The sequence below is a fragment of the Streptomyces sp. NPDC021225 genome (assembly GCF_044332865.1).
In the GTDB taxonomy this organism is placed as follows: domain Bacteria; phylum Actinomycetota; class Actinomycetes; order Streptomycetales; family Streptomycetaceae; genus Streptomyces.
Map to the genome: position 1 here is coordinate 93,267 of NZ_JBIRPV010000013.1, position 16,135 is coordinate 109,401.

Sequence of the window (16,135 nt, forward strand, 5' to 3'; positions counted from 1 at the left end):
AGCCCGTCGGGGATCGTGAGCGGGTAGTTGCTGCGGCGGGCTTCGCGTTCGTCCATGGGGCACCTTGCGGGACGGCGGTGATCTGTTCCAAGCGTAGTCCGCAGTTGTGATCGGGGTTCCCCAATTCGGTGGTTGCTTCCCGAAATGACCTGTGGGGTCTCCCGTTCGCTGTTCCCTCCGGCGTTCCGCCCGCTTGAAGCTCGTCGGACGGCGCTGACCAGGGGGAGCATTCGGTGAAGACGGCTACCACGGGCACGGCATCGCTCACCCCGCCGAGTGGAGTGTCCGCTACGCGGAAGCCGCATCCTGGCGATCAGCTCGGGCCGAGCAGCGCCAGCCGCGCGGTCAGCTCCGCCGTGGCCGGGGCGTCCGGCGCGATGGCCGCGAGAACGTCCATCAGCTGGGCCCATGCGCCGTACGTCTCGCAGGTGCGCAGCAGGGCCAGCGCCTCCGTCCGGCTCGCCGACTGCCTGGCCACTGCCGTGCCCACACCCGGCAGCTCGTCCAGCAGCTGCTGCCAGCCGGCCGGGGAGGTCAGCCCCGGCACGGTGAGCAACAGGTCGGTGAGTTCACCGAGTTCCCGGATCGTCAGCTTGCGGCGTGCTGCGGGGCGGCCCGGGGCAGTCGCGGTGACAGGGGCGGGCGCCGCGGTCGCGGGGAGCCGACGGAGGAGTTCGAAGGCGAACGCCGCCGCGTGCCGGGAGGCCACGGGCTGCCAGCGCTCGTCGTGTGCCTCGTTCTTGTCGGCGAGCAGATCCGAGATGCCGCGGATCACCAGAGCGTCGACATCCCGGTTGACATAGGCGCCGGCCAGAAACCCGAAGCCCTCCATGTCCACCGCCACCGCGTCCCCCGCGCTCGCCGCGAGCCTGCGGCCGACGTCCGACCGCTGGTGCGTCACCACCCGCCCGCCCGCGGCGATGGGCTTGACATGGGCCCGGGGGAGCGGCGCCGGCTCGCCCCCGGCCGGGTGGATCCTCCGCTGCCACTCGTCCAGGGCCGCCACATGCCTGGCCAGCTGGACCAGGTCGTATGCCGACTGATGGGTCTTCTGGCGGGGCAGAAAACCGCCCTCGGTGTCCTTGCCGGTCTCGTAGTCGTACACCGCGTCCGCGGCCACCACATCCCCCAGGCCCACATCCTTGCGGCCGCCGGCCACCCCCACGAACAGCAGGGCCCGCGGCGCGAACAGCGCCGACGCCCGCTCCACCAGGGCCGCGGCGCCCGGATTCCCCGGGCCCGTCATATGGATCGCGACGGATGTGCCGGTGTGGCCGTCGCGGAAGACGCCCACCTCGAACAGGGATCCCCGCTCGGCCGCCACGGTGCGCAGCTCCTCCAGATGCGCCCGCACGGCCCGGTACTCCACCTCGAGCGCCGTGAGGATGACCACCTCCGCGCGCCCTCCGCCCCCGTCAGCCCACACCTTGTCCCCCTACGTCCGCGCGTGCCCGGTCCGAGCGACCCATGGTGTCAGGGCCGGAGGAGGTCCGCGTACACCACGATCTGCACCGTCAACACCGAGATCAGCAGGGTTTCGGCCACCGAGATCGCGACGAGCGGCCCCTCGATCCGGCCGGAGGTCCAGTAGACGATCAGGGCGGCGACCGGCGCCACCGAGAAGAGCAGCAGGTCGGCCGCGAGCTGGAGCCGTTTGCGGGAGATCCGGCGGCGGTCGTCCCGGTGGGCCGTCTCCCAGCCGAAGACCCGGGGCCGGTCGGGGACGAGCGCGGACAGCCGCGGGTCCAGGTCCTGGCGTATGTAGCGGCCGATGGCCGAGATCTTCTCGTCATTGACCAGATAGGTCCAGCCCAGCAGCACCGAGGCGGGCGGCAGCAGCAGAAGCAGTTCCGGCCGGCCGCCGCCTTGCAGCGAGAAGGTGATGATGGCCGCCATGGAGGCGAGGGTGGCGTAGAGCAGATTGTCCCGGAACCCGATGCGTGCCCGCTGCTCCTCCTTCACCTGCTCGTACTCCACGATGAGCAGCCAGCCGACGACGGCTTCCTCGTCCCGTGACACACATCCCCCTCGACGAGCGCCGCGCCACCGGCCGCCGGACCCTGGAGTGGATCCGCGGACGGCCGGCGGCAGCGCATAGATTTGCCGTGCACCCATCCGTGTACCCATCCGTGCACCGACCCGTGCACCGACGGAACGACGAAGGCGAGTTCTCCCGATGAGTCTGTACGACATCCCCCTGCACACCCTCTCCGGCGAGCCCACCACCCTCGGCGCGCAGCGGGACACGGCGCTGCTGCTGGTCAACGTGGCCTCCAAGTGCGGGCTGACCCCGCAGTACGAGGGCCTCGAGCGGCTTCAGCAGCGCTACGCCGAGCGCGGCTTCACCGTGCTGGGCTTCCCCTGCAACCAGTTCGCGGGCCAGGAGCCCGGGACCGGCGAGGAGATCCAGACCTTCTGCTCCTCCACCTACGGGGTGTCCTTCCCGCTCATGGAGAAGATCGAGGTCAACGGCGACGGCCGGCATCCGCTGTACGCCGAGCTGACGAAGGCCGCGGACGCGGCGGGCGAGGCGGGCGACATCCAGTGGAACTTCGAGAAGTTCCTGGTCTCGCCGGGCGGCGAGGTCGTCGGCCGGTTCCGGCCGCGGACCGAGCCGGAGGCGGCGGAGGTCGTCGCGGCGATCGAGGCGCAGCTGCCCCGCTGAGGCCACGCCACCGGGCGCACGACCGCGCACCGGCCCGCGGGGAAACCGCCCTCGCGGGCCGGCCGCCTACGCGATTCCTCAGAACCTCCTCAAACCCGTGGCCCGGGCGCTCCCGGTGGCCCGCGCCGCCAGTAGGCTCACCGCTGCACCTGCACACGTACGGGGGTACACGCGGTGGGACTCGGGGATTTCATACCTGATCCGGTGCAGCGCTTCGTCGAGGATCAAGTGGAGAACGTCGGCGAGGCCGTCGACGGAGTGGGCGACTTCACCGCCGACCGGCTGGACGGCATGGGCTGGGCCGACGGGGCCGCCTGGGTCCGGCGTACGACCGACTCGGCCGCGAACGCGCTGGGCGCGGACGTCGGGGAGATGCGGCTGGACCAGACCGAGGACCCGGGGCAGCTCATCCACGGCAGCCCCGACAGGTTGCGGGCCACCGCAGACCACCTGACCGCCTTCGAGAACGCCTTCAACGACGTCGGCAAGGGGCTCCAAGGGGTCGGCCCCGACGCCCTCGACACCCTGAAGGGACGGTCCGCCGCGGCCTTCACCCGACGGGTGTCCGCCGAGCCGAAGAAGTGGTATGTCGCGGCCGACGCCTGCGGAGAGGCGGCCGCGGCGCTGCGCGAGTTCGCCGAGACCGTGGAGTGGGCCCAGAAGCAGGCCGACGACGCCGTCCGCACCTACCGCAGGGGCCGGAAGGCGTCCGAGGCGGTCCGCACCGGCCGGCCCGCCGGGGCGTCCGCCGGCCACGACCCGGGCGGCGCCGACATCGAGGCGGCCCAGGACGTCCTCGGCGAGGCGCGGCGGCAGCGGGACGCGGCACACCTCACCGCTCAGCGGGCGGTGGCGGTGGCGCGCGACAAGGCCCCGCGCAAACCCTCGTACCTCCGGCGGGCGGCGGACGGGGTGGAGGGGCTGCGGCTGGACGGGAGCCACTTCGTCGGCGGCGTGGTCAAGGGCACGGCGGGGCTGGTGGACTTCGTCCGTTCCGTGAACGCCCTGGACCCCTACAACCTCACCCACCCCGCCGAATACGCCACCCGTCTCAATGACACCGCCGCCGGTCTGCTCCGGATGGCGAACGACCCGGCCACGGCGCTGCGGGCCATGTGGGACTCCTTCGAGAAGGACCCCGCGGAGGGCCTGGGGAGGCTGGTGCCCGAACTGGTCGGCACCAAGGGCCTCGGGGGTGTGCGGTCGTTCGCCACCGCGGGCAAGGACCTCCTGAAGGCCGCCGAACGGGCGCCGGGCAGGGGCTGGAGGCCCAGCAGCTGGAAGGGGAAGTCCGGCGGCCACGCGCAGCTCGAGAAGGACGGCGCCGCGTCGCACAGCGCGCCCGACTCCGCCAGGACCACCGGCCACACCGACCCGGTGGACCTGGCCACCGGGAAGATGTATCTGCCGCAGACCGATGTGTCCCTGCCCGGCCTGCTGCCGCTGGTGTTCTGGCGCAGGGCCGAGTCCGGCTACCGCGCCGGGCGCTGGTTCGGCCCCTCGTGGTCCAGCACGGCCGATCAGCGACTGGAGATCCTCGACCGGGGCGTCGTCCTCGTCGGCGCCGACGGACTGCTGCTGTCCTACCCGCACCCCGCCCCCGGTGTGCCGACCCTGCCAGAACTGGGCCCGCGGTGGCCGCTGGAGCGCACCCCCGGCGGCGACTACACCGTCATCGACCCGGACACCGGCCACGTCCGGCGGTACACCGGTCCCGCCGACGGGCCGCCCGGCGCGGACGGCGAGGCGCCGCTGACCGAGATCTCCGACCGCAACGGCCACCGCCTCACCTTCACCCACGACACCGACGGCACCCCCACGGGCATCGTCCACGACGGCGGCTACCACCTGACGTTCGCCACCGAGGGCGGCCGGATCACCGCCCTGCGCCTGGGCGAGACCGAACTCGTCCGCTACGGCTACACCGACGGCGACCTGACCGAGGTCACCGGCTCCAGCGGCCTCCCGCTGCGCTTCGAGTACGACACCCACCACCGGGTCATCGCCTGGGTGGACACCAACGACCGGCGCTACGAGTACGTCTACGACGACCGCGACCGCGTGGTCTCCCAGGGCGGCACCGAGGGCCATGTCGCGCTCTGTATCGACTACGACGGCGCCGACCCGGACACCGGCCACCGCGTCACCGCGGTCCGCACGCCCGACGGCGACACCACCCGCTACCTGGTCGACGACCGCTGCCGGATCGTCGCCGTCACCGACCCGCTCGGCAACACCGTCCGCACCAGGGCCGACCGCCACGGCCGCCCGCTGGCCCACACCGACGCGCTCGGGCACACCACCCGCTACGCGTACGACGGGGCCGGCCGCCTGGCCCGGCTGACCACACCGGACGGTCACACCCGCAGCTTCGCCCGCAACCGCCTGGGGCTGCCGGTGGAGTTCACCGACGCCGACGGGACGGTGTGGCGCCACACCTACGACGAGCGCGGAAACCGCACCGCCACCACGGACCCCGCCGGCCACACCACCCGGTACGGCTACGACGAGCGTGGCGCCCTGACCTCGGTCATCGACCCCCTCGGCGGGACCACCCGGATCCGCTGCGACTCGGCGGGCCTGCCGCTGGAGATCACCGATCCGCTGGGCGCCGTCACCACCTACCACCGCGACGCCTTCGGCCGCCCGACCGCCGTCACCGACCCGCTCGGCGCCACCACCCGCATGGAGTGGACGGTCGAGGGCAGGCTCGCCGCGCACACCGACCCGAATGGCGCCCGGCAGAGCTGGCGTTACGACGGCGAGGGCAACTGCGTCGCGCACACCGACGCCCTGGGCCGGGTCACCTCGTACGAGTACACCCACTTCGACCGGGTGGCCGCCCGCACGGGGCCCGACGGCGCCCGCGTCGAGTACACCTACGACACCCGGCTGCGGCTCACCCGGGTGACCGATCCGCAGGGCCTCACCTGGACCTATGCGTACGACCCGGCGGACCGCCCGCTGAGCGAGACCGACTTCGACGGCCGTACGTCCACCTACCGGTACGACGCCGCCGGCCGGCTCGTCTCCCGCACCAACCCCCTGGGCCAGACGGTCGTCCTCACCAGGGACGCCATGGGCCGGATCGTGCGCAAGGAGGCGGACGGCCGGGTCACCACCTTCGCCTGGGACCCGGCCGGCCGGCTGGCGTCCACCGACGGCCCCGACGCCCAACTCGCCTTCCACCGCGACCTGATGGGCCGGGTCAAGTCGGAGCTGTCCGGCGGGCGGGTCCTGGCGCACACCTACGACGCGCTCGGCCGGCCCGTCCGGCGCGTCACCCCCTCCGGCGCGCTGTCCTCCTTCGCGTACGACGCCGCCGGCCACCGCACCACGCTCAAGGCCGGCGGCCACACCATCGCCTCCGCGTACGACGAGGCCGGCCGCGAGACCTCCCGCCGCATCGGCGCCGGCGCCACGCTCGCGCAGGTCTGGGACCCGGCCGGCCGGCTGGCCGAGCAGACCCTCGCCGGCCACCCCCCGGCCGCCGAAGGCGCCACCGTGCAGCGCCGGGTGTACACCTATCGCGCCGACGGCCATCTGACCGGAGTCGACGACCACCTGCGTGGCGCACACGGCTTCGAGCTCGACCCGGCGGGCCGGGTCACGGCCGTCCACGCCCCCGGCGGGCGGGGCGAGAGCTACGCGTACGACGAGGCGGGCAACCAGACCTTCGCCTCCTGGCCCGCGCCGTTCGCCTCACACTCCGACGCCACCGGCCCCCGCGCCTACACCGGCACCCGTGTCACCCGCGCGGGACGCGTCCGCTACACGTACGACGCGGCGGGCCGGATCACCCTGAAGCGGCGGAGCAGGCTGTCACGCAAGCCGGACACCTGGCGGTACGCATGGGACGCGGAGGACCGGCTGACCTCCGTCACCACCCCCGACGGCACCGTCTGGCGCTATCTGTACGACCCGCTGGGCCGGCGCACCGCCAAGCTGCGGCTCGCCGCCGACCGCGAGACCGTCATCGAGCGTGTGGACTTCGTCTGGGACGGCTCCACGCTCGTCGAGCAGACCACCACCGGGCAGGTCCGGCCCGAGCCGACCACCCTCACCTGGGACCACGACGGGCTCCGCCCGGTCGCGCAGACCGAGCGCGTCACCGACGACATGGGCCGTCGGGAGATCGACCGGAGATTCTTCGGCATCGTCACCGACCTGGTGGGCACCCCCAGCGAACTCCTCGACGAGAACGGCGACATCGTCGCGCGCCACCACGCCACCCTGTGGGGCGCGGCCGGCCCCGCGGCGGCCGAGGAGGCGCACACGCCACTGCGCTTCCCCGGCCAGTACCACGACCCCGAAACCGGACTCCACTACAACCGGTTCCGCTACTACGACCCCGAGACCGCCCGCTACACCAGCCCCGACCCGCTCGGCCTGGCCGCCGCGCCCAACCCCGTCGCGTATGTGGCGAACCCGCACGCCTGGGTCGACCCGCTGGGCCTCTGCCCATGTACACCCGGCACCTCGCATGCGGGGCGGCCGGACGGCGACACCGTTCTCAGCGGCCACGGCGCCATCTGGTCGGAAGACACCCGTCCGGGCCGAGAGGTCATGGTCACAGTCCCGAAGGGGACGAGACTCCACCTGTACGTCGAGCACGGCGGGATGCTCAAGAATCCGAAGGCCAACCGCATCGAGCTCGGCACCGAGCCGCTGGGCTCGGCCAAGGTCGTCGAACCGGGCCAACAGGTCTGGGACTATTCGCTCTTCCCGCCCGACGGTCTGACGATCACGGGCAAGCCGGTGACGGTGACGAGGGAGACCCCGCTCTCGCAGCTGCTCCAGCCGAACATGGGCAACGTGCACTGGGCGGCGTGCCGGGAGGTCATACCGTGAGCGGGGGCTCTCGGCCCCCGCTCGGTCAGCTCAGCCCGTTCAGCCCGCTCAGCGCTCCGCGGCGAACGCGACCAGCCAGGCAAGCGGGGCGTTCCAGTTGATCGCCACCTCGTTGGTCGAGTACGAGCCGATGTCGTCGATGTAGCACTTGGCCGCCGCGCACCCCGGCAGCTTCTCCTGCGCCACCGGGTCCTGAAGGGCGGAGTCCGGGCCGCCCGCGAGCGACCCGGCGGGCGGGTTGGGCAGCGAGGCGTCGTACTGGTGGGCCCAGAAGCGGTGGTGCTGGTTGCGGGACGCCTGCTCGCCGTAGCCGGACACATAGGACTGGCCCAGCGCGTTGCGGCCGAGCAGATAGTCCAGCGCCTCCAGCGCCCCGTCGCGGTAGCGCGCCTGCCCGGTCAGCTCGTACGCGACGGCGATGACGCTCGCGTTGTTGGCCACCTGGCCGTTGGAGCCCCACACATAGCCGTCCACCGGCAGTGGCACCGCGTAGCCCTGGCGGGCCATGGCGGCCAGATAGCCGTCGGCGGCCGTGACCACCGAGGCGCGCACCCGGGCCCGGTCGTCGGCGGCCAGGCCGTTGGGGACGGTGGCCAGGGTGATCCGGCCCAGGGCGGCGGTCTCGGGCCAGGCGAAGCCGAGCGGGGTGAACGCGTCGGCCGAGGTGTGGAAGGGCGAGGAGGTGACCGCGTCCCGGTACGCGCTCTCGCCGGTGGTCGCGTAGAGCTCGGCCGCCGCCCAGTAGAACTCGTCGTCGACCCGGGCGTCCCCGTACGCCCCGCCACCGGTGCCGTCCGAATCCGGCGCGAGCACGTTCGGGTTGGCCTTCGCCGCGGTCCAGGCGCGGCGGGCGGAGGCCAGGCAGCGGGCGGCGAAGGTCTTGTCGTACGCCGCGAACACCCGGGCGCACTGGGCCGTGGCCGCCGCCAGGTTGAGCGTGGCCGCCGTCGACGGGGCGTGCAGCTCGCGCGGCTGGGAGTCCTGCTCGGGGCGGGTGGGCAGACCGGTCCACTGCGCGTCGTGGATCTTGTGAAAGGCCATGCCCGCCCGCGGCTTGCCCTCCGGGATCTGCATCCGCATCAGGAACTCCAGCTCCCAGCGGGCCTCGTCGAGCACATCGGGGACGCGGTTGCCGCGCTCGGGCACCCGCAGCGTGGCGTCCCCGAGCGCGGCCTGGTGTCCCGCGCGCTTGGCGCGCTCGAAGGAGTTCACCGTCTGCCACACCGCTATGCCGCCGTTGACCACGTACTTGCCCTGGTCACCGGCGTCGTACCAACCCCCGCGGACATCCCGGGTGTAGTCGCACACCCCGGCCTGGCACGGCACGCCGGTGTCCCCCTTGTTCGGCGCGACGCCCAGGTGTCCCGCGGGCCTGGCGTACGCCGCCCCCGCCAGCGACGCCTCGATCGGGATGCCACTGCGCTGCTGGTAGAAGAAGGACATCGCGTCCGCGCGCAGCCCGTCGTACAGGTCGGCGCGGAGGTCGAACGGGTGGCTCGCCCGGCCGTCGACGGTGAGCGTGTAGCCGTTGCCCGTGCCCCGGTACGAGGAGAAGTCCACGAGGTGCGTGGAGTCGCCCGAGGCGGCGTCCGCCCCGCGCACGGCGGTGGTGCCCGAGGCGGCCACCGCGCCCTTGGCGTCCCGCAGCTGCCAGGGCAGCGCGGTGGTGGCGGTGGTGACGACGGTGGCGCGCTTGGGGCCGCCCGGCAGATAGCCCACCTGGTTGACCTGGACGGCCGACGACGCCGCCGCGGTGGCTGGGGCGGCCGGAGCGGCTGGGGCGGCCGGGGCGGCGATCAGGAGCAGCGCGCCGGCCAGCAGAGTGGCGGCGGCGCGGGCACCGCGCGGACGGGGAAGGCGAGCGGGCATGACGGACCTTTCTGTCGAGGTCGAGGTCGCGCGGTGTCCGGCCGGCGCGGGCTGCGGACGGCGGCTGACGGGTCGTGTCGGCGGTTCAGCGGTAGATCGTGGCCTCCTTGGCGGTGGCGGCGATGCCGTTGGCCCCCTTGAAGATCCGCTGGCCCCAGCTGGTGAGGGCCGCCGGGTCGAAGTTGGTGGCCATGTCGAGATATTCGACCCCGCCGCTGTTGCCGCTCCAGGACCAGCCCAGATAGCCGAGCCCGAGCGACTGCGCGGTGGCCATGATGGCGTCCTCGTCGGGGTTGCCGTCGGAGTGGTTGTGCCCGAACTCGCCGACTACGATGGGCAGTTTGGCATTGACGAAGCGGGTGAGATAGTCCTTGACCTCGGCCGCGGTGTCGAACACGCCGTACATGTGGATGGAGAAGACCGTGTTGCGGTCCGGGTCGGCGGCCAGCACCGAGGCGGCGTTGTCGCGCATGGTGAAGGTCCAGTCCTGGCCCCAGTTGGGCGCGTCCGCCATCAGCGCGTTGTGGATCCCGGCGTTGCGCAGCTTCACGATGGCGGCCTTGGTGTCCGCGGTCCAGGCGGCGGCGTTGTTGTTGCCGTACGGCTCGTTGCCGAGGTTGACGACGGCGTAGTTCTCCTGGCCGGCCAGGGCCGAGCGGACACCGATCCAGTAGTCGGCTGCGCGGGCGAGGGTGACCGCCCCGCCCTGTTCGCCGTAGCCGGTGGTGTCATGGGCCTCCAGCACACAGATGAGCCGGTTCTGCTTGCACTGCGCGACGACGTTGGCCACGTCGGCCGTGTCGTTCTTCGTCCAGCGGTCCCCGGTGCTCAGCACCACGCGCACCGTGTTGGCCTTCAGGGCCTTGATGTCGGACAGGGCCTTGGCGGTCCTGGTCGGAAACCAGGTGTGGGCGTGGTTGACCCCGCGCATCACGAAGTCGGAGCCGTTGCCCTCGACCAGCCGGCCGTTGCTCACATGCAGGCCGGTCGCCGCGTGGGCGGTCGGGGCGAGGGCGAGGGCGGACATCAGGACGGCGGCGACGGCGCCGAGCGCCGTGCCGATGTGGCCGATACGGGTGGTCGCGCGCATCATCGGCTCCCGGGAGCGCTCGGGGCCCGGTTCGTCCAACCGGGTGTCAGCAGCTTGGTGAGCGCGGGGTACCAGCGGGCGGCTATCTTGTTGTCGCCCGAGGCGTTGGGATGCACCCCGTCGTAGGTGTCGGTGGCTGTGGAGAAACCACTCCACTGGTCGACCGCGACCACCGGGGAGCGCGAGGTGCTCTTGGCCGCCGCCCACCCGGGGATCTGGGCGTTGAGCGCCGTCACCCGGGCGGCGCACTCCGGACATGAGCCGGGGTTCATGGGGAGGATCTGCGCCACGAGCACCTTCATGTCGGGGTTGCTCTGGCGCATCTGGTCCACAAGGGTGCTGTAGGCGGCCAGGATCCGGTCCGGGGCGATATTGCTCCAGACGTCGTTGGTGCCGAAGTGCATGACAACGATGTCCGGGCGGGTGGCGGCGAGCCAGCCGGGGAGCTGGTTCTGCTGCGCCACGGCCGTCGCCAGGAAGCCGCCGTGGCCCTCGTTGTCGCCGTCGTACGGCACCCCGCAGCCCTGCGGGCCGAGCGTGCCGACGAAGTCGACGGAGGTGTAGCCGGTGCTCTGGAGCTTGTTCCACAGCACCGCCCGCCAGCATCCGGGCGAGCCGGTGATCGAGTCGCCCAGCGGCATGATGCGTACCGGCGCGGCGGCGGTGTCCGCGGCGGCGGCGGTGGTGTCCGGCGTGGCGGTCGCGGTGTCCGGTGCGGGGCTTACCGGCCGCATCGCGGTCAGGGCGAGGGTCAGTGCCGGGATCGCCAGGAGTGTCCTCAGAAGCCTCGTTCTCCGCACGGCCGTTCCTCCTCGGCTCGGTGGGGTGGGAGCGCTCCCAATCGTGTGTAACCACGTTGCTGGAGTATGTCAATCGGGGTCGGCGGCTTCGTGGTGCATACGAGACGGCGACACGCCGTGGCTTCGGCGTGTCACCGTCTCAAACTCACCACAAGTTCAGGCAGGGGGCGAGTTGTGCCGGGCGAGGGTGCGGCGCGCGGTCTCCGCCATCGCCTCGTCCACCATCCGCCCCTCGAACAGCACCGCGCCCTCGCCCCGCGCCTGGGCCGCCGCGACCGCCGCCACCAGCCGCTCGCACCGCGCCAGCTCCTCGGCGTCCGGCGAGAACACCTCGTTGACCACCGCCACATGGGACGGGTGGATCACCGCCATCCCCTCGTACCCCAGCGCCCGGTTCTGCTCCGCGAAGCGCCGCAGGCCCGCCAGGTCGGCGACATCCGCCCACAGCCCGGCCACCGGGTGCGGGCTGCCCGCGGCGCGCGCGTCGAGCAGCACCCGGGCGCGCAGCGCGTGTGTCTCCTCGCCGCCCGGGCTCCAGCGGTAGCCGACCGCGCGCTCCACGTCCCCGCCCGGGGCGGTCAGCGCGCCCAGGTGCGCCACCCGGCCGGCGGCCCGCCCGATGTCGTACGCCTCGCGCAGCCCGCGGGCCGTCTCCAGCAGAGGCACCAGCGCGATCCGCCCCTCGGGCAGGCCCGCCTCACGCTCGCACCACGTCAGCAGCCGGTCGGCCACCCGTACGTCGTCGGCGCGGTCCACCTTCGGGAGCACCACGCCGTACAGCCCCGCCCGCGCCACGGCGCGCAGATCGTCCGCGCCCGCCCAGCCCGCCGCGCGGTCCAGCGGGTTGATCCGTACGAGCAGCCGCATCGGCCCCGCTGCCTGTTCGACGGCCTCGGCCACCGCCTCTCGCGCGGCTTCCTTGGCGCCCTGGGGCACCGCGTCCTCCAGGTCGAGGATGGCCGCGTCGGCGCCCGCCGCCTCGGCCTTGGCCAGCCAGCCGGTCCTGCTGCCCGGGACGAACAGCAGCGAGCGCAGCGGCGCGCGGCGGTCGTCCGAGCCGTCGCGGTCAGATGACACCCTGGCCCTCCAGCTTCGTCAGCCGCTCCTCGTCGATGCCCAGCCACCGCCCGTAGACCAGGCCGTTGTCCGCGCCCAGCGCGGGGCCGGTGCGCCACACCGCGCCGGGGTTGCGGCGGAAGTGCGGCAGCGCGGCCTGCATCCGGACGGGGCCGAGGTCCGGGTCGTCGACGGTGACGATGTCCTCGCGCTCGGCGTAGACCGGGTCGGCGACGATGTCCGCCGCGCTGAACACCCGGGAGGCCACCACCTCGGCGCGGTCGAACGCCGCCAGGCACTCCTCGGCCGGGCGCGCGGCCACCCAGGCCCGCAGCGCGTGATCCAGCCGCTCCCGCCCGGCGTGCTGCGCCTCCACGGTCGCGTACTCCGCCTCGTTCAGGCCCAGCAGCCGCACCACATTGAGCACCGAGCGGGTGGTGGCCGAGGTGACGGTCAGCCAGTCGCCGTCGCCGCTGCGGTAGGTGTTGATGACGGCGGCGGGCGCGACGGCCAGCTGGTTGCCGGCCCGCTCCGGGGCCGCGCCGAGCTGGTCGTACGCGATGACCTGCCACTCCACCAGCCGGAACAGCGGCTCGAAGAGGGCCAGGTCGATCCATTCGCCGTCGAAGTCCGGGTCGGTGTCGCGGCGGTGCAGCGCGGCCAGGATCGCGAAGGCGCCCATCAGGCCGGTGACCGCGTCGCCGTGCGAGAAGCCGGTGTGCACGGGCGGCCCGTCCGGGAAGCCGGTCAGATGCACCACCCCGCTGCGGGCCTCGCCCATCTTGCCGAACCCCGGGGCGTCGGCCCGGGAGGAGGTCGCGCCGAAGCCGGAGATCTGGAGCAGGATCGCCTTGGGGTTGACCGCGTGCACGGCCTCCCAGTCGAGCCCCCAGGCGCGCAGCCGCCCCGCGCGCAGGGTCACGATGACCACATCGGCCCAGGCGATGAGGTCATGGGCGATCCGCCGCCCCTCCTCGTGGTGCAGATCGAGGGTGACGGAGCGCTTGTTGCGGCCCGCGACCTTGAACCACAGCGGCACGCCGTCGCGCCGGGGCCCCATGGCCCGGGCCGCGTCGCCCGAGCCCGGGGGCTCCACATGCACCACGTCGGCCCCTTGGTCGGCGAGCATCGCCCCGGCGAGGGGGCCCGCGACGACATGGGCGAACTCCACCACCTTCAGGCCGGTCAGCTGTCCCCGCTGTCCCTGCTGTCCCTGAGGCGCTCGGCTGTCGCTGTTCAGACGGTCCATGAGAGTCAGGCTGCGGGCTCGGCCATATGCGGGTCCAGCAATGAACAGGCATCAATTCATGCCGATCTCGCAATAGTTGCCCATGATCAGGCTTCGCCCCGCTCCCAGAAGACCCCGTCGGGCAGCTCATGGCCCGCGTCGCGGAACTCCTCCAGCTGCTCCAGAAAGCGGCGCGCCCCCGGCGGCAGCGCCCGCCGCGCCGGAAGCACCACATGCAGCCGCCGCTCCACCACCGGGTCCACCAGCGGGCGGCGCACCAGCTTCCCGGGGGCCACCAGCGGATGCACCAGGGCGGGCATGGCGGACACCCCGAGCCCCGCCGCCACCAGCCCGCCCACCGTGGCCACGTTCGACGCCTCCGCCGCCGGGTCCGCCGACAGCCCCGCCTGGGCGAAGGCGGCGTCCGTCATCCGGCGCACGCTGGAGTCCGCGCCCACCGCCAGGAACGGCTCGCGGCTCAGGTCCTCCCAGCTCACCTCGGACCGCTCGGCGAGCGGGTGGCCCTCGGGAAGCACCGCGTCGAAACGGTCGCGGACCAGCGGGCGCAGCCGTATCCCGGCCGTGCGCCGGGCCACGGTGGACACCGCGAAGTCGGCGTCCCCGTCCACCACCCGCTCCAGCACCGGCCGTTCCAGACCGTCCAGCAGCCGTACGGTCACCTCGGGGCGGCGGGCGCGGAATGCGGAGATCACCGGGGGCAGCAGCACGGCCGCCACCGAGGGGAGGGTCGACAGCGCCACCGTGCCGCGCTCACCGGAGACATAGCGCCCCAGCTGCGCCAGGCCCGCCCGGTGCGCGGACAGGATCTGGTCCGCTATCCGCAGCGCCTCCGACCCGGCCGGGGTCAGCCGCACATTGCGGGTGTCGCGCTCCAGTAGCCGCATATTGAGGGTGCGTTCGAGGTCCGCGACGGCGCGGCTCAGCGAGGACTGGGACACATGCAGTTCGGCCGCGGCGGCGGTAAAGCTCTCGGCCCGGGCCACCGCGGCGTACGCAGCGAGCTGGCGCAAAGTGACGTCCATCATGAAGCGGGAGGATAGGCGCGGGCGCCGCGCCGGGGAACTGTTGCGCTAAACGCATGGACAGATCTGTGTTCGATGCTGGACGCGGATCTTTCGCCGCTCGGAAACTCATCGGCAACATCCGAGGAAAGAAAGCGAGCGGCCATGCTGGCAGCACTGGGCTTCTGCACGATCGGCGGCTTCCTGCTGCTCACCATGACCAAACGGGTCTCGGTGCTGGTCGCCCTGGTCCTCACCCCGGTGGTCACCGCGGTCATCGGTGGATACGGGGACGACCTGGGCCCGATGGCGCTGGACGGGCTGTCCAAGGTTGCCCCCACCGGCATCATGATCGCCTTCGCGGTGCTCTACTTCAGCCTGATGATCGACGCGGGCCTCTTCGAGCCGCTGATCCGCGGCATTCTGCGCATCGCCCGCAGAGACCCCCTCCGCGTCACCGTGGGCACCGCGGTCCTGACGATCTGTGTGGCGCTCGACGGGGACGGCGCGTCCACCTTCCTCATCACCATCTCCGCGCTGCTGCCCGTCTACCGGCGGCTGGGCATGAGCCGGCTGGTGCTCGCCGGGGTGGTCGCCCTGGGCGCGGGCGTGATGAACATGGTGCCGTGGGGCGGCCCCACGGCGCGGGCGGCCGCCGCGCTGAAGCTGGACACCTCCGATGTGATCACCCCGCTGCTGCCCGCCCTCGCCGCGGGCATCGCGTGGGTGCTGCTGGCCGCGTACTTCATCGGCCGCCGCGAGCGCGCCCGGCTCGGCACGATCGCCGAGCCGAGCGAGGAGGTGGCGGTGGGCGACGGCCCCGGCACGCCCCTGGTGGCCGCGCGGGCCGGCACCGCGCTGACGGTCTTCAATCTGCTGCTCACCGTCACCCTGCTGGTCTGCCTGGTGCTCGAAGTCATGCCGCTGCCGGTGCTGTTCGTCCTCGCCTTCGTGATCGCGCTGCTGGTCAACCACCCCGGCTGGGAGGAGCAGCAGGCCCTGCTGGAGAAGCACGGCAACAGCGTGGTGCTGGTCACCACCATGATCTTCGCCGCGGGGGTGTTCACCGGCATCCTCACCGGCACCGGAATGATCGAGAAGATGGCCCACGCCATGGTCGAGGTGATCCCCGACTCCCTCGGCGGCCATCTGCCCGTGCTGGTCGCGGTGACCAGCATGCCGCTGAGCCTCGTCTTCACCCCCGATGCCTACTACTTCGGCATCCTGCCGGTGCTGGCCGGCACCGCCGACTCCTTCGGCACCGACCCGGCCGAGGTCGCCCGCGCCGCCGTCCTCGGCCAGATGACCACCGGCTTCCCGCTCAGCCCGCTCACCGCCGCCACCTTCATCCTGGTCGGCATGAGCGGCGTACAGCTCGGGGAGCACCAGCGGTTCATCTTCCGCTGGGCGTTCGGCACCACGCTCGTGATGACCGCCGCCGCCCTGCTGACCGGCGCCCTGCCGCTGTGACACCACCCCAGGCTGTGACACCACCCCAGGCTGTGACACCACCCCAGGCTGTGACACCACCCCAGGAAACAACGCGCAGGAGAC

The 16,135-nt window shown here is 72.7% G+C and carries 10 protein-coding genes and 1 pseudogene; 3 read left to right on the forward strand and 8 right to left on the reverse strand.

All coding sequences use genetic code 11. The annotated features are described in order from the left end of the window. Positions 1-313: 313 nt before the first annotated feature. Both ACH4S9_RS38395 and ACH4S9_RS38400 read right to left on the reverse strand, forming a co-directional pair. Positions 314-1,393 carry a hypothetical protein gene (locus tag ACH4S9_RS38395; RefSeq protein WP_398376316.1) on the reverse strand — a complete coding sequence of 360 codons (1,080 nt, stop codon included), beginning with the start codon at positions 1,391-1,393 and terminating at the stop codon, positions 314-316. A gap of 80 nt (positions 1,394-1,473) precedes the next feature. After that, on the reverse strand, positions 1,474-2,019 hold the full coding sequence (locus ACH4S9_RS38400) for a hypothetical protein (protein ID WP_398376318.1): 546 nt from the start codon (positions 2,017-2,019) through the stop codon (positions 1,474-1,476). A 157-nt stretch (positions 2,020-2,176) separates the two neighbouring features. On the opposite strand from ACH4S9_RS38400, the gene ACH4S9_RS38405 reads away from it, so the two are divergent. Both ACH4S9_RS38405 and ACH4S9_RS38410 read left to right on the forward strand, forming a co-directional pair. Next, the gene (locus ACH4S9_RS38405; protein ID WP_361185287.1) at positions 2,177-2,665 is read left to right on the forward strand and encodes a glutathione peroxidase; all 489 of its coding nucleotides are present in this window, start codon (positions 2,177-2,179) and stop codon (positions 2,663-2,665) included. Positions 2,666-2,869: 204 nt separating this feature from the next. Further along, entirely contained in the window at positions 2,870-7,516 is a 4,647-nt protein-coding gene (locus ACH4S9_RS38410) for a putative T7SS-secreted protein (protein ID WP_398376319.1), read from the forward strand. Between the two features lie 48 nt (positions 7,517-7,564). Here ACH4S9_RS38410 and ACH4S9_RS38415 read toward each other — a convergent pair whose 3' ends face one another. The 6 genes and pseudogenes from ACH4S9_RS38415 to ACH4S9_RS38440 all read right to left on the reverse strand — a co-directional run bounded on the left by ACH4S9_RS38415 (position 7,565) and on the right by ACH4S9_RS38440 (position 14,602). After that, the gene (locus ACH4S9_RS38415; protein ID WP_398376320.1) at positions 7,565-9,385 is read right to left on the reverse strand and encodes a glycoside hydrolase family 9 protein; all 1,821 of its coding nucleotides are present in this window, start codon (positions 9,383-9,385) and stop codon (positions 7,565-7,567) included. Positions 9,386-9,470: 85 nt separating this feature from the next. After that, entirely contained in the window at positions 9,471-10,475 is a 1,005-nt protein-coding gene (locus ACH4S9_RS38420; protein WP_398376321.1) for a cellulase family glycosylhydrolase, read from the reverse strand. Between the two features lie 8 nt (positions 10,476-10,483). Further along, positions 10,484-11,209, reverse strand: a pseudogene (locus tag ACH4S9_RS38425) (SGNH/GDSL hydrolase family protein); the annotation flags it as partial. A gap of 222 nt (positions 11,210-11,431) precedes the next feature. Then, complete coding sequence (locus ACH4S9_RS38430) at positions 11,432-12,352, reverse strand: HpcH/HpaI aldolase/citrate lyase family protein (RefSeq protein WP_385348585.1); 921 nt, start codon at positions 12,350-12,352, stop codon at positions 11,432-11,434. Beyond that, positions 12,342-13,580 (reverse strand): CaiB/BaiF CoA transferase family protein, encoded by a 1,239-nt coding sequence (locus tag ACH4S9_RS38435; protein ID WP_398376322.1) that lies wholly within the window; start codon positions 13,578-13,580, stop codon positions 12,342-12,344. Before ACH4S9_RS38435 ends, ACH4S9_RS38430 begins: the two co-directional genes overlap by 11 nt. A gap of 86 nt (positions 13,581-13,666) precedes the next feature. Then, positions 13,667-14,602 (reverse strand): LysR family transcriptional regulator, encoded by a 936-nt coding sequence (locus ACH4S9_RS38440; protein ID WP_398376472.1) that lies wholly within the window; start codon positions 14,600-14,602, stop codon positions 13,667-13,669. Positions 14,603-14,746: 144 nt separating this feature from the next. On the opposite strand from ACH4S9_RS38440, the gene ACH4S9_RS38445 reads away from it, so the two are divergent. Continuing rightward, the gene (locus tag ACH4S9_RS38445) at positions 14,747-16,051 is read left to right on the forward strand and encodes a CitMHS family transporter (protein WP_398376323.1); all 1,305 of its coding nucleotides are present in this window, start codon (positions 14,747-14,749) and stop codon (positions 16,049-16,051) included. Positions 16,052-16,135 lie beyond the last annotated feature (84 nt).

Bases quoted from the DNA above. Each gene is read 5' to 3' on its own strand.
- ACH4S9_RS38445 (WP_398376323.1), top strand. From the start codon at position 14,747: ATGCTGGCAGCACTGGGCTTCTGCACGATCGGCGGCTTCCTGCTGCTC.
- ACH4S9_RS38405 (WP_361185287.1), top strand. From the start codon at position 2,177: ATGAGTCTGTACGACATCCCCCTGCACACCCTCTCCGGCGAGCCCACC.
- ACH4S9_RS38440 (WP_398376472.1), bottom strand. From the start codon at position 14,602: ATGGACGTCACTTTGCGCCAGCTCGCTGCGTACGCCGCGGTGGCCCGG.
- ACH4S9_RS38420 (WP_398376321.1), bottom strand. From the start codon at position 10,475: ATGCGCGCGACCACCCGTATCGGCCACATCGGCACGGCGCTCGGCGCC.
- ACH4S9_RS38415 (WP_398376320.1), bottom strand. From the start codon at position 9,385: ATGCCCGCTCGCCTTCCCCGTCCGCGCGGTGCCCGCGCCGCCGCCACT.
- ACH4S9_RS38435 (WP_398376322.1), bottom strand. From the start codon at position 13,580: ATGGACCGTCTGAACAGCGACAGCCGAGCGCCTCAGGGACAGCAGGGA.